Source organism: Archangium violaceum, assembly GCF_016859125.1.
Classification (GTDB): Bacteria; Myxococcota; Myxococcia; order Myxococcales; family Myxococcaceae; genus Archangium; species Archangium violaceum_A.
This window is the reverse complement of record NZ_CP069338.1, coordinates 4070886-4084117: the sequence shown is the minus strand read 5'-3', so window position 1 is coordinate 4084117 and position 13232 is coordinate 4070886. Positions and strand designations below refer to the sequence as shown.

Below are 13232 nucleotides of genomic sequence, written 5' to 3'. Positions count from 1 at the left end.
GGTTAGCGGACCTCCATCGGCTGGAACACCACCCCATCCAGCTCCAGCCGCCGCACCGCCGCCACCATCCGCTCACTGGCGATGATGAGGGCGGACCAGTCGGCCAGCCGGAACACGTCCAAGTCCTCGGGCAATGAGGCGGCGGCGAGGATGGAAGGTTCCGGGAGGCTGAAGCCCTCGGTGCGGCCACACGTTGAGCACGGGGGGGCGAGGTCCCGCGGCAGGCAATCCGGATGGAACCGGCCGCGCAGCTCGAGTTGCAGGTCCAGCAGCTCGGGATGGTTCTTCTGCCGGAAGCGCACGTTCATCGGACAACCCTGAAGGCCGCGCACCCCGGCCGCATGCAGCTTCTCCAGCGCCTCGCGACGCACGTAGAGCGACCAGGGGTTCTGCATGAAGAGCTGACCGAAGTACCCCGAGGCCGTCCCCGTCAACGGGCCGAACTTCGTTCCTGTTTTCAGCACGGCCCCCGGAGGTGCCCATGAGCGCACCAGCTCGCGCAGCCGAACGAACTCCTCGTACGGCACGGGCCAGGGGTCGGACAGCTTCTTCTGCTCCTCGGCTGGCAGATGCGCGAGGTCCACGCAGGGGTACTGCGCCGCCGTACCGCCTCCGTGGAGACCACAAATGGGGCAAGGCTCGCTACCAGGCAGCCCCCATTTGTGCGCGGCGTTCAGGTTGCCCGTGTAACGCGGCGCCACGTCCTCCCTGATTCGATAGAACCTCATGGCGTCCTCTTCGCTGCGCCCGGTCCTCACGGAGCGAACATCTGGGGCCCGGGTGAAACGAGCGCATGGCCGTAGGGCACGACGGGCCCGACGATATCGAAGCGGTAGGCCAACTCGAAGGCCTTCGCCAGTAGTTCCGCTGGCGGCACCCTGCGTTCGAGGTTGGCATCCCGGAACTCGCGCCATGCGCGATTCCACAAGCCCCCACGCGCTCCGCTCCTGTGGATGCGCAGGTGCACGTGCTCCGGAACGACCATCGTCCACTCATGAGGGTTGAGGCCCTGCTCCCGGAACCAGGAAGAGAGATCAGCTGCCTGGGGAAACAAGTGATGCTTGACCAGCTTGCCCTCGAGCCGTGGGAAGGCAGGGAGGAACCCCTCGCGGTAGCGGAAGTGGAACGTCATCCGTGGCCGCGCACCGTCCCGAAGTCCCGTGCGCCTCCAGTTACGAGAGGTGCCCGGATCGCGCACGAGCGGGCGATAGGGACCGCCCCTCGTCAGCTCCGCACCATGGGACAGGGGCGCGCGCGCCACCGCCTCCGGCTCCACATCCTCGCAGCTGAAGACGCCACACTCGCCTGCCTCACCATCGCACGCCAGCACGACGCACTGATCGGCGTCCGGGTCCTCGCACGAGCCGGTGTCGTCCTGTGACGCGCCCTCCCATGCGCGCATGGCGGAAAAGGGCGTCCCACACCCGCACAGCAACAACACGCCGAGGGATGACCACAGCAGGAGCGGGACCCGAAGGAGCCTTTGCATGGAGGCCAGCACTCTAAAGGGAAGAGGCAACGCGGGGCGCCACCATGCGCACCCCCGCCCAATCCATCTCCACACCCGACACCTCCCCCGCCGCAGCGCGCTGGAAGGTGAAGAGCACCTCGCCCCCCTTGAGCCGGCCCTGGAAGCGCTGCTCCGACAGGGCCGTGAGACGAGCCCTGGGCAATAGCGGGAGGTGCGCGTGGAGCGCCCCCGCGTCCAGCCTCACCCGGAAGTCCATGGGACGGCCCATGTACTCCGTGCGGTAGGTTCCCGCGTACTCGGCGAGCACCCCGGGAGCCACCTCCACCGAGGCCCTCGCTCGCGGCAGCTCGGGAGTCACTCCGAAGAGGAGCCCCGACAAGTCCTGGTCCAACCGGGTCGCGTTGCCGTTCTCCAGATTGGAGAGGACGATGACCACCGCGTCGGCCTCGGGGTAGCGGGAGAACCAGGAGGTGAAGCCAAACGTGCCTCCGCTGTGGCCCACATGGCGTTGTCCGAACCGCTCCCCGGTGACGAAGCCATACCCGTACCCAGTACCGTCCTCCACCCTGGCCACCGTGGACGACATCCGCTGAAGCAGCTCGCCAGGCCACAGCTCCGCGCGCGCCAGGGCCCGATCGAGGCGATAGAGGTCATCCACCGTCGAGACGAGGCTCCCGGCCCCCACCGTTACGCTGGGATCGATATGGGTGGCGTTCTGCACGCCCCCCTCCTCCAGCCGGTAACCCGAGGCGCGGTGGGGAATCAGCCGTCCCGTCACCTCATGGTCCGTCGCCTTCAGGCCAAGCGGCTCGAGCAACAGGGATCGCAACGCCTGCCCGTAGGGCTGACCCGTCACCCGCTCCAGCACCCGGGCCAGGAGCGCCCAGTTGGCGTTGCTGTAGGCCATCCGTTCCCCCGGTTCGAAGAGGGGGGTGAGCGGGCGGATGCGGCCCAGCAGCATCTCCAGGTCGTGCGGCGCGGCGCTCCAGGTGCGGGAGTCCTCCTGCATCAGGTGATCGGGCAGTCCCGAGGTATTGGACAACAGGTGGTGGAGCAGCAACCGCTCCGCGCGAGGAAAGTCCGGCTGGTAGCGGGCGAGCGGCTCGTGCACGTCCAGCCGCCCCATCGCGACGAGCCTCATCACCGCGAGCGCGGTGAAGGACTTTCCCACCGAGCCGATGCGGAAGACCGTCTCGGGACGCATGGGCTGTCCGAGCTCGTGGTTCGCCAGCCCGTAGGCCTTGCGCAACAGGACCCGCCCCTGCCGGGCCACCAGCACCGCGCCACTGAAGAGGCCGAGCCTCGTATGGGCGTCCACCAGCGCATCCAGCTCCCGCTCCAGCCGGGTCTTCCTGCTCCAGAGTCGAATCATCGATTCCTCCCGCCTGAGTTCAAACTTGATTGCTCAAATTTGACTATAAGAGAGCGGGAGCCAGCTGAGTCAAGCCGTTGCCCTTCTTCGTCCTGCCTACCGGATTCATTCCCGCGCCCGGGCGGGTATCCTCCTGGAGATGAGCGACACACCCCTCGAGGCGATGCCGGACGTGCTGATCATCACGGGCATCATGGCGGCGGGAAAATCCACCATCGCCCAGGCGCTGGCCGAGCGATTGCCGAGGAGCGTCCATGTGCGCGGTGACATCTTCCGGCGAATGCTCGTCGGGGGGCGAGAGGACATGACGCCGGAGGCTTCTCCCGAGGCGCTGAGGCAACTCACCCTGCGCCATGAGCTCGCGGCCACTGTCGCGGACGGGTACGCGAAGGAGGGATTCAAGGTCGTCTACCAGGATCTTCTTCTCGGCCCCTACCTCGAGAAGGCGGTGACCCGGCTTCGAGCCTGGCGGCCCGGCGTGGTCGTCCTCTGTCCGGCCCCCGCGGTCGCCGCCGCACGCGACGAGGCCCGCGCCAAGACAGGCTACGGAGCCTGGACCGCTGAAGCCTTCGACCATCTCTTTCGAGCCGAGACACCTCGGCTCGGCCTCTGGGTGGACAACTCAGGGCTGACGATCGACGAGACGGTCGACTTCATCCTCGACCGTCTGGAGCAGGTACGAAACGGACTCCCGCGATCCCCTCAGTAGCGCACGTCCAGGCTCGGCAGCAGCAGCCGCGCCTCGTCCAGCTCGTGCAGTGACTGCTCCAGGTCCAGGTGCACCACCGCGTGGCCGCGCTGGATCAGGTACGTCACCGGCGCCTCGAAGCGCAGCGGCGCTACCCGCGTGTCGATGACTCCGCCACCCGCGGCCTCCTCGTAGCCACCGAAGTCGTCGAACTCCACCTCCACATGGACCCGGTCCACTCCCTCGGGCACCTGGAAGAACCCGAGCAGGTACGCCTGCTCCGGGTGCGTGAGGTCCATTGGGAAGCGGGACTTGAGACGCACCGGGAGCGCCTGCCCGTCCACCGTGGTGATGGAGACGCGGCGCACCTGCACGAGCGCCGAGGCATAACCGGGGTTGTTCACCCCCTTGAGGCGCAGCGCGTATTGCTGGCCCTGCGCCTCCGCGGGCTGCTCCGGACCCGGCTCCGAGACATCCCGCATCCGGGACTCTCCTCCGCAGCCCGCGAGCACGAGGACGGCCGCTCCCACCACCGACAGCATCAGCTTCTTCATGGCGTTCAATCTCCTGGAAGGCGTTTGAAGGAAACGGCGCTACGGGCGGCCAGGCTCCATCGGATCCGCGGCGATGCTGGCGGCATGTGCCGGCGTGGCCCGTCCCGCGTCGAAGCCTCCGGGCAGCGGCTCACGCGAGCCCGCCTCGTTGTGGCGCCTCAGCTCCGTGGCGAGCCGCTCCAGTCCCTCGTCCCCCGAGCCGCCGCGCAGCGCGCGCAGGGCCTCGTCGAGCGCGCGGCCTCTCTTCTCGCTGGCACCGAAGAGGCGCTCGTTGCAGGTGGACACCAGCGCCTCGCGCGCCAGCTCGAAGCGCCGCGAGTCCTCCTCGCTCCGCACCCCACCCTTGCGGTCCAGGCCGGGGCTGGCCCACAGCAGGCCCAGCGCCTGCTCCAGCGACGCCACCCGCGCCACGCCGAGCTCGAGAGGCCCCGCTCCGAGGCACTGCTGGAGCGCCTGCTCGTGTACCTTGAAGAAGCCCGCGTTGCGCGAGGGGTCCGGCTTCACGGGAGCCGGCTCCACGCAGTCGGGGTCATCCGGCGGACAGGCCATCTCGCAATCCACGAAGGGCTCGCAGCAGGTGACGCGCGCGGCGCACTGCGTCTCGCCCAGGCTCCACTTCACCCGGAACGCGCTGTCGAAGTTCTCGTCCACCCGGCCATCGCTGGCCGCCAGCGCATGACAGGCCTCGGGCGTGTCCAGCTTCAACTCGAAGAAGGCATCGCGCGCCCCGAACACCTCCACCGCCATCGGCGTGGAGAATGGAGCGCTGAAGCCGTAGGGCGCCAGCAGCGGGTCCTCCACGTGCTGCGCCACGGACTCCGACGTCGGGTGGACATTGCGCAGCTTGTAATGGAAGCGCAGCGTGGCAGGGAACTTCGTCACCCGGGGCGCCGAGCCCGGTACCTGCGACTCGCCCTTCACCTGGATGCGCTTCTCACAGCGAAACTCATGGGCCTGCGCCGTCCCCGCAACTCCCAGCACCGCGGCCATGGCCGCCAACTTCCAACCCCTGTGCATGTCGCTCCTCCATGTGTGGACCCGAGCGCCCTGGCTGCTCGTCGCACCATTCCCCTTCACGACCCATACCGGGCGCGCGGGAACCCACTTCGTCCACCGGCGGCCACATCGTGGGTACACCGTGCGACAGGGATGCCTGCCTGCCTGCCCTGGGGTGGGAAAAAGCGCGGACTGGCGTGGGAAGGCGGTTACCCACCGTGGGACCTGACGTTCCCTGCGAATGGAAAGTGAATCGCGAGGAAACAACCCTTAAAGTCCCTTCGCTATGAAAGCGCCTGAGACGGACGAGGCCTTCTGCCAGTGGTACGAGGACTGCTGGGCGGATCGGGACGAGGTGGAGTACCCCAAGCTCTTCGGGGCCATCAGCGAAGAGGTCTACACGCTGGAGCAGAGCGGTGCGTTGGAGGCCTGGCTGGAGAGTGATCTGGCCGAGGTGAAGGAGTTGGATCCCAACTGGGGAGGCATGGGCGTGCGCGTGGCGCCGCCGAGCCCCGAGTACCCCTACTGGACGTATGTGACGAGCGGGCTGTCCAACCCCATCACGTTGGCCCCGGGACAGGAGTTCGACTCGAACGAGCCGAGCGGCCTGGGCTACGAGATGGTCATCCACACGCCCGAGGAGGCGCAGTGGCCGGTGCTCCGGCTGCTGGACATGATGGCCTACAACCTGGTGTGCATGCGGGCCTTCGCCATGGGCCACCGCTACCCGGTGGAGGGCACGCTGACGGGCGGTGAGTCGAAGCTCAACGGCTTCGTCTTCGTGACGGACCCCTCGCGCCCCACGCACTTCCAGCTCGAATCGGGCAAGGTGCAGCTGCTCACGCTGGTGGGCGTGACGAAGAACGAGATGGCCTTCTCACGCTCCAACGGCATGGACCGGCTGCTGAAGAAGCTGGTGGACGCGGGCCATGGCTACATCACCTACCCGGATCGCGAGCAGGTGCAGCTGTAGTTCCTGACGTTCCCCCCACCCCAGCCCCCTCTCCTCTCCGGGAGAGGGGCAGAAGTCGAGCAACGGAGTCAGGGAGTCTCGTCCCTCAACCGTCGCTCGAGGTCTGGGACAGGGCGGAAATAGAAGGCTCGCCCTATTTGCGTCCTCCGCAAGTAGCCCGCCTTCTCCAAATCGAGCAGGTCCTGGCGTGCGGTCTGGTAGACGACGCCGTGCTCGCGACGGTAGGGCTCGATGGCGTACTGCGTTCCCGGGTGGCGAAGCGCATGAGCCAGGAGCGCCCGCTGGCGATGATTGAGGTTCTTGCCCGCCCGCAGGAGTACATCCACCTCCTGTAGTTCCTTACTCTTGCGGTCGAGATACGCGTGGAGATCCTCCGTTGCCCGTCGGATGACCTCCAGTTGGTGCAGGAGGAAGTAGGTGAGGTCGCTTCTATCTGTCTCGGTGTACAGGAATGCGCGCCCGTACTGAGCAGGTGCTTTCTGGATGATCCGGGAGATCGAAAGGAACTCCGCGATCCAGTAGCCTTGCCGGATCATGCTCCAATAGAAGAGCGCACGCGCGGTACGGCCATTGCCATCGACGAAGGGATGGTCATAGGCGAGCGCGAAGTGGAGCACGATCGCGCGAACGACCGGGTGGACGAAGGCATCTCCGGCGCTCTCATTCGCGAAGGCGCAGAGCGCTTCGATTCGCGAAGGAAGCTCGCGCGCGTCTGGGGGAACGTGGAGGACCTTTCCATCGCTGATGTCGTGCACCGTGACGGGCTCTTCTGGACGCCGCAGCCGTCCCTCATCACCAGGCTCCAGGGTGCCTTCGGTGATGACCTCGTGCAGCTCGAGCAGGAAAGCCGCGGAGAGGGGCTCCTGCGCCTTCCTGCGAAGCAACTCCATCGCATGGAAGTTGTTGAAGATCATCCGCTCATCTTTTGTTCGCGGTCTCCGCCCCTGGAGGAGCATGTCCTTGGCGACGCTGCGAGTCGTCGAAGCACCCTCCAGTTGGCTGGAGGTAATCGCCTCCTCCATGAGAGAGCGGATGATGTAACGGTCTCGAACCTCCTTGTTGGCCAACCGCGGGTCAACCACCTCGAGCCGTCCATCCATATCGCGGTCGATTTGATGCAATGCGAGGAGGAGTCCATCGGTCCGCGCGAAATGGAACTTGCGCCCTGTGTTGTCAGTGAGAGGCAACTCGGTCCTGACGACATTCCGGGCCAGGCAGACACCGGCCCACCACTCCTCGTGTGTCAGTCCCTCTGGAGGAGGGCGCCGTCGAAGCTCGTCCCAATGAAGGTACTGCCCCTCGACCTCCGGCTTTATTCCCCTCGAGAACAAACGCAAGAGTTCTCCCCCACCCTTGAGGATGGCATCTAGGACCGCGTCGGGGTCAGGAGGGGTCGAGGGAATCCGCACGGAACCTCCGAACTACTAATTTAGTAACTATTAGTAGCAGGATGGTGCTTCTGGGCAGTGCAGCCGCCAAGAGCGACTGCTACTAAGTTGGTCCTAGTTAGTAGGTCCTTGGTAGTTGGGAGGTGTGTGCTGGGTGTGGACGGCCGCTTGGACGGCCGTTTGGAACCATCCAGTGCGGTCTTGGCAGGCATGCAGTGGGGCCCTGCCCCGTCAGGCAAACCACCTGGTTTGCGATCAGGTACGCCAGCACCCGTTCTTTTGCCGCGCTCCGGGGACCCGCCTACCCCACGCGGCCGTAGACGCCGCCGCGGATGTCCACGCCGAGGCCCCACTCGTGGCCGGCGATGTCCACCTGAGGCCCGAGCGGTAGCGAGTGGCTGGACCACGTCTGCCCGCCGTCCTCGCTCACGTGGAGCGCCGGGTCCGCCCCCTTGGAAGGGTCCGCACCACGGGTGAGCAGGCGCAGCACGCCCTCGGAGGCCACGAGGCGCAGCGGCTCACGGCCCGCCGGCAGCGGCTCCAGCCAGCGCACCTCGGAGCCCTGGCGCTCGCCCACCCGGGCCTGTCCCTGCACCATGGCGGCCACGAAGGCCCCGTCCACATCCACCACGCGCGCCGCGCCCACGTCCACCTGCCGCCACGTGGCACCCCCGTCCGTACTGACGGAGAGCCCCTTGCCCAGCAGGGCCACGCCGCCCTCCACCCGCCGCAGCCGCTCGGTATGGGGGTTGCGCTCGCCCTCCAGCTCCAGCTCCGTCCACGTGGCGCCACCGTCCGCGGTGCGCCCGAGAAACCAGGCGCCCAGCACCCAGATCTCCTGCTCGCTCACGGCCAGCACCTGACCGAGGCTCGGCGCGTCCACCGGCCCGCGCGTCTGCCACTCGCGGCCACCGTCCGGCGATACCAGCAGGTGGTAGTCCGAGCCCGAGCCCGAGGGCTTCAACGTGGCGCCGATGGCCACGCCCACCGCCCCGTGGCAGTCCATGGCCTGGATCCAGCCGGGTCCTTCCCAGGTCCTCGTCACGGCTCCGGCGGCGACGCGGTACACCTGGGCTCGGCGGGCCTTCATCCGCTCCAGGAGGCCGACACCACCGGGCGGCTCCGAAGCCGCGCCGATGAGCCCGAAGCCCTCGGGGCTCGCGGCCACCACTCCGACCTTCAAACCCTCGGACAGCTCTCCCAGCCTCTCCCAGTCTTTCTCCGGCACGCGTCAACCTCGGGATGTCGAATGCGGGGGGGAAGATGCCAGCCCGCCCGCGACCTGGGAAGCGACAGGTGTAGCCGCCCTAGAAGAGAGGGGGGAACGAGTGTTTGAGGTCCTTCCACAGTTCCCTGGCCGACTCCCTGGCCACGCTCACCACGTCCCCCGCGTCCATCTTGCCGAGCGCCACGGCGATCTGCCGCAGGCCGTCCTTGGTGAACAGGTCCTTGAGGTCCGGCGTGGTGCCGATCTTCATCAAGTCCTGCGCCGGCAGCTCGTAGAGGCCGGACTGCACGTAGGCATCCGGGTGCGAGTCGTAGGCGAACTTCTTGAAGGCCTCGGGGTCGCGCTCGAGCTGGGCGAAGCCCACCGGGTCCTCCATGCGTTTGGTCTCGATGGCGTCCTGCAGCGCCTTGAGCGTGCGATCGCGCCACGCGAGGCCCTCGGGGGTCAGGTCCTTGGGCCCGAGGCTGGAGAAGCGGTCACAGTACTTCTGCCCGTACTCCAGGTAATAGGAGGGCGGGGTCATCCCCGGGTTGCGGCGCACGAAGTCGTCGTAGCGCTTGCGGTAGTAGTCCTTGGTGCCGGTGGGAATCTCGGCGGGGAGGTTCCGGGCGGCGTTGCTCCGGCCCGGGGAGACCGCCCTGGCCGTGGCGCGGGTGGTGGTCTCGAAGGTATCGGCGGAGCGGGCCGGGGCCGACGGAGTGGCCGTGGCCGGCGAGCGGACCGTGTTCTTCGGGGGGGTGACCGGGGAGTCCGTCCGGGCGGTCGGGGTCCGGGGAGCGGGGATTCCCGGGCGTTGGATCTTCATGATGGGGGGTATTATCGCGAGCCGCGTCGGAAAGTTTCCACCCACGTGGAGCCCATACCCGGAGTGCACGCGGGGCGAAGCGAGGCCATTGTCTTGAGAGGAGGAGGAGCGTTCACCCGGGAGCGGTTGCGTCTCCCCGCTCGCTGTCCGGCCGATCCTCCGGGGAACCGGGAAATGTCCGCTGATACAGCTTGAGACCCCTGGCGCCCCTGACCAGCTTTCGGCGGCGCGGGAATTCCCGCGCGGAACCGAAGGAGGACGGTATGGCGGCGATGGATCTGAACAGGATGATCGAGCGGCTCAATGACCTGATCGCGCTCGACTACGACGCGGTGGGGGCCTACGCGGCGGCCATCGATCGCATCGATGTGGAGCCCCTGCGGATGAGCCTGCGGGGGTTCCAGCAGGACCATGAGCGCCACATCCAGGAGTTGTCGCGGGTGGTGGAGACGCTGGGAGGAACGCCCCGGAAGGCGCCGGACGTCAAGGGCGTCGTCCTCAAGGGCTTCACGGCGATCACGTCGATGATGGGGACCGAGGCCGCGCTCCAGGCGATGAGGGGCAACGAGGTGCTCACCAACCGCACCTACCGCATGGCGTTGGACGAGGACTGGAGCCCCGAGGCCCGCGTCATCATCGAGCGCAACTTCTCGGACGAGCAGCGGCACCTGGCCTTCATCGAGGACGCGCTGCGCAACCGCACCTGGGAGCAGACGACGGTGCAGCCGTAGGCCACGCGGGGCCGGGAGGACGGGAGAAGCCGGGAGGGGAAACCCGTCCGCCCGGCGGCCCGGCCTCGGGGAAGCGGTCGGAGGCGGGACGTCTGCCCGCTTCCCCACGTGTTTCCTCTTCTGTTGGACGGCGGGATACACCCGCTCCACGGGGAGGGAGACATGCAAGAGAGCGAATACCCCGCGCGCTGGTGGCATGCGCTGGAGGACGGGCGCATCCAGTGCGACCTGTGTCCTCGCGACTGCAAGCTGCACGAAGGCCAGCGGGGAATGTGTTTCGTGCGGCAGCGCACGGGCGACCAGATGGTGCTGACGACGCACGGGCGCTCGTCGGGGTTCTGTGTGGACCCCATCGAGAAGAAGCCGCTGGTGCACTTCCATCCGGGAAGCAGCGTGCTGTCCTTCGGGACGGCCGGGTGCAACCTGGCGTGCCGCTTCTGCCAGAACTGGGACATCTCCAAGTCGAGGGAGATGGATCGGCTCACCGACGAGGCGACCCCCGAGGCCATCGCCCGGGCGGCGGAGGCGTACGGCTGCCGGAGCGTGGCCTTCACGTACAACGACCCGGTCATCTTCGCCGAGTACGCGATGGACGTCGCGGACGCGTGCCATGCACGAGGCATCCAGACGGTGGCGGTGACGGCGGGCTACATGCACGCCGAGCCGCGCCGGGACTTCTACGCGAAGATGGACGCGGCGAACGTGGACCTGAAGGCCTTCACCGAGGACTTCTACTTCCAGCTCACGGCCGCGAACCTGAAGCCGGTGTTGGAGACGCTCGAGTACCTCCACCATGAGACGAAGGTGTGGCTGGAGATCACCACACTGCTGATTCCGGGGAAGAACGACTCGGACGCGGAAGTGGGGGCGATGAGCGAGTGGCTGATGAAGCACCTCGGGCCGGACGTGCCGCTGCACTTCACGGCGTTCCATCCGGACTACAAGCTGCGGGACATTCCGCCAACACCACCGGCGACACTGAGGAGGGCGAGGGAGATCGCGCGCAAGGCGGGGCTGCGGTACGTGTACACGGGCAACACGCACGACCCGGCGGGCGAGACGACATTGTGCCCGGACTGCGGCAAGGCGCTCATCGTGCGGGACTGGCACCAGCTCCTCACGTACCGGCTCACACGAGAGGGCCAGTGCCCGGACTGCGGGGCGAAGGTGCCGGGCCACTTCGACACGAGCCCTGGAGACTTCGGCCGCCGCCGTATGCCCGTGGCGGTGATGTAACCCTCTCCCCGTGGGAGAGGGACGGGGTGAGGGTATCGAGGGTCCCGGGTTGAGCACGGCGAGAGCGGGTCGCGCTGGGACGAGGAGGGACCAGGCCCTATGCTCCGCGCCCATGCGATTCGCCATCGTGGGTTCCGGAGCCGTCGGCGGTTATTTCGGTGCGAAGCTGGTCCAGGCGGGCCAAGAGGTCACCTTCCTCGCGAGGGGTGCGCACCTGGAGGCACTGCGCCAGCGGGGGCTGGAGATCCGCGGCCCGGCCGGAGACGTGCGCGTCCCGGTGCGCGCGGAGTCGGACCCGGCGCGGGTGGGTCCGGTGGACGTGGTGTTGTTGGCGGTGAAGACGTATGACATCGCCGGAGCACTCCCCTCGGTGAAGACGCTGATGGCGGGCGGGGACAGGACGGTGGTGCTCACCCTGCAGAACGGCGTGGACAGCCCCGACGAGGTGGCCTCCGCCGTGGGCCGGGAGGCAGTGCTGGGCGGCTCGGCCTACATCTCCGTGGCCATCACCGCGCCCGGAGTGCTCACCCAGACCGGGATGCACCATCGCATCACGTTCGGTGAGTTCTTCGGAGACACCACCCGCCTCTCCCCGCGCGTGGGCGCCCTGCGCGACACACTCGCCGGTGCGGGCATCCACACGGACGCGGTGCCGGACGCGCGCGTGTCGCTCTGGGACAAGCTCGTCTTCCTGGCGCCCTTCGCCGGGCTCACCGGCTCCACCCGCCTGCCCATCGGCCCACTGCGGACGTGCCAGCCCGCGCTCGACACCTATATGGCGGCGGCATCGGAGATCATCCGGGTCGCCGCAGCGGAGGGAGTGACCGTCACCCGCAACCCGGAGTCACTCGTCCGGGAGTTGCAGGGCCTGCCTCCGCAGACGCGCGCGTCGCTGCTGGTGGACCTGGAGCAGGGCAAGCGGCTGGAGGTCGAGGCCCTGATGGGCTCGGTGGTGCGTCGGGGCCGGGCGGCCGGAGTGCCCACGCCGGTGATGGCCACGCTGTACGGGGTGCTCGCGCCCTACGCGGGCGGCCGGCCCCCGTGCTGAAGGGAAGAGCGGCCCACCGCCCGTTCCCCTGCCCGCTGGTGGCACGCGGCCCCAGCACCCTCCAGCTTTCCTCAGTCCCAAAGGAGGAATGAATGACGAAGAAGCTGGTGGCGGGTGTGGCGGTGCTGTCTCTCTGGGCTGGAAGCGCCATGGCGCAGGATCGCCAGGAGGCCAACGCGGACATGCGTGGACTGTCCGTGCTGATCGGTGGCGGCGTGGAGGGCTATACCTACGCACTCGGGCAGGACATCAACCCCGGTCTCGCTTATGGGGCCACGCTGGTGCTCAAGCCCACCAAGGTGGTGGGCCTCGAGCTGGGCTACTCGGGCGCCGCGAACAACTTCGATACACAACTGCCGCTCACGGGGAATGGCCCGGACGTGTTGCGCAACGGAGCGCAGGCGGTGGCCACGGTGGGTCTCACCGCCGCCCCCTTGCAGCCCTATGTCCTCGCGGGGCTCGGCGTGAGCAACTACAACGTGCGCAACGCGGCGCCGGGCTTCCAGGATGACAACGTGGGTCTCGTGCCGGTGGGCGCGGGGCTCCGCCTGTACATCGGCGACTTCACGGCGGACGCGCGCGTCAACTACAACCTCCTCTTCGATCAGGAGTTCGCCGCGGTGCCCCCGGCGGACGTCGACCTGCCCGGGGACGAGACCTTCAGCGCGGGAGGCAGCTACACGGGCACGCTCAACCTCGGCGCCACCTGGTGAGTCGCCAGCGATGAACCCGGAAGGGCCGG

The 13232-nt window shown here is 67.8% G+C and carries 14 protein-coding genes; 6 read left to right on the top strand and 8 right to left on the bottom strand.

Annotation, left to right across the window (positions count from 1 at the left end):
- Positions 1-2 precede the first annotated feature (2 nt).
- From sitI6 to JQX13_RS17595, 3 genes are read right to left on the bottom strand one after another with little or no spacing between them, the layout of a single operon-like run.
- Positions 3-728 (bottom strand): SitI6 family double-CXXCG motif immunity protein, encoded by a 726-nt coding sequence (gene sitI6 / locus JQX13_RS17605; RefSeq protein WP_203410155.1) that lies wholly within the window; start codon positions 726-728, stop codon positions 3-5.
- Positions 729-754: 26 nt separating this feature from the next.
- Entirely contained in the window at positions 755-1489 is a 735-nt protein-coding gene (gene sitA6 / locus JQX13_RS17600) for a SitA6 family polymorphic toxin lipoprotein (protein WP_203410154.1), read from the bottom strand.
- A gap of 13 nt (positions 1490-1502) precedes the next feature.
- Complete coding sequence (locus JQX13_RS17595) at positions 1503-2843, bottom strand: serine hydrolase (protein ID WP_203410153.1); 1341 nt, start codon at positions 2841-2843, stop codon at positions 1503-1505.
- Between the two features lie 139 nt (positions 2844-2982).
- Here JQX13_RS17595 and JQX13_RS17590 point away from each other — a divergent pair, with 139 nt between their 5' ends.
- Positions 2983-3552 carry an AAA family ATPase gene (locus JQX13_RS17590; protein WP_203410152.1) on the top strand — a complete coding sequence of 190 codons (570 nt, stop codon included), beginning with the start codon at positions 2983-2985 and terminating at the stop codon, positions 3550-3552.
- On the opposite strand, the gene JQX13_RS17585 is transcribed toward JQX13_RS17590, so the two are convergent.
- Together JQX13_RS17585 and JQX13_RS17580 are read right to left on the bottom strand one after the other, a co-directional pair.
- Positions 3546-4085, bottom strand: coding sequence for a hypothetical protein (locus JQX13_RS17585; RefSeq protein WP_203410151.1), 540 nt, complete (start codon positions 4083-4085; stop codon positions 3546-3548). The two genes, JQX13_RS17590 and JQX13_RS17585, sit on opposite strands and share 7 nt — an antisense overlap.
- Before the next feature lie 39 nt (positions 4086-4124).
- Positions 4125-5102: a hypothetical protein gene (locus JQX13_RS17580; RefSeq protein WP_203410150.1), complete on the bottom strand. Its 978-nt coding sequence runs from the start codon at positions 5100-5102 to the stop codon at positions 4125-4127.
- 265 nt (positions 5103-5367) lie between these two features.
- Between JQX13_RS17580 and JQX13_RS17575 the strand changes: the two genes are divergently transcribed.
- Positions 5368-6054: a suppressor of fused domain protein gene (locus tag JQX13_RS17575; protein ID WP_203410149.1), complete on the top strand. Its 687-nt coding sequence runs from the start codon at positions 5368-5370 to the stop codon at positions 6052-6054.
- A gap of 68 nt (positions 6055-6122) precedes the next feature.
- Here the strand turns inward: JQX13_RS17575 and JQX13_RS54150 are convergent, their stop codons facing one another.
- The 3 genes from JQX13_RS54150 to JQX13_RS17560 all read right to left on the bottom strand — a co-directional run bounded on the left by JQX13_RS54150 (position 6123) and on the right by JQX13_RS17560 (position 9475).
- Positions 6123-6968, bottom strand: a complete 846-nt coding sequence (locus tag JQX13_RS54150; RefSeq protein WP_239014803.1) for a Fic family protein — start codon at positions 6966-6968, stop codon at positions 6123-6125.
- Positions 6969-7743: 775 nt separating this feature from the next.
- Entirely contained in the window at positions 7744-8670 is a 927-nt protein-coding gene (locus JQX13_RS17565; protein ID WP_203410147.1) for a WD40/YVTN/BNR-like repeat-containing protein, read from the bottom strand.
- Between the two features lie 79 nt (positions 8671-8749).
- Positions 8750-9475, bottom strand: coding sequence for a hypothetical protein (locus JQX13_RS17560; protein WP_203410146.1), 726 nt, complete (start codon positions 9473-9475; stop codon positions 8750-8752).
- A 272-nt stretch (positions 9476-9747) separates the two neighbouring features.
- On the opposite strand from JQX13_RS17560, the gene JQX13_RS17555 reads away from it, so the two are divergent.
- The 4 genes from JQX13_RS17555 (at position 9748) to JQX13_RS17540 (ending at position 13203) form a co-directional block, all read left to right on the top strand.
- Entirely contained in the window at positions 9748-10206 is a 459-nt protein-coding gene (locus JQX13_RS17555; protein WP_343211101.1) for a ferritin-like domain-containing protein, read from the top strand.
- 162 nt (positions 10207-10368) lie between these two features.
- Positions 10369-11442: an AmmeMemoRadiSam system radical SAM enzyme gene (gene amrS / locus JQX13_RS17550; RefSeq protein WP_203410144.1), complete on the top strand. Its 1074-nt coding sequence runs from the start codon at positions 10369-10371 to the stop codon at positions 11440-11442.
- A gap of 112 nt (positions 11443-11554) precedes the next feature.
- Positions 11555-12490: a ketopantoate reductase family protein gene (locus tag JQX13_RS17545; protein ID WP_203410143.1), complete on the top strand. Its 936-nt coding sequence runs from the start codon at positions 11555-11557 to the stop codon at positions 12488-12490.
- A gap of 92 nt (positions 12491-12582) precedes the next feature.
- Positions 12583-13203, top strand: coding sequence for an outer membrane beta-barrel protein (locus JQX13_RS17540; protein ID WP_203410142.1), 621 nt, complete (start codon positions 12583-12585; stop codon positions 13201-13203).
- Positions 13204-13232: the final 29 nt, after the last annotated feature.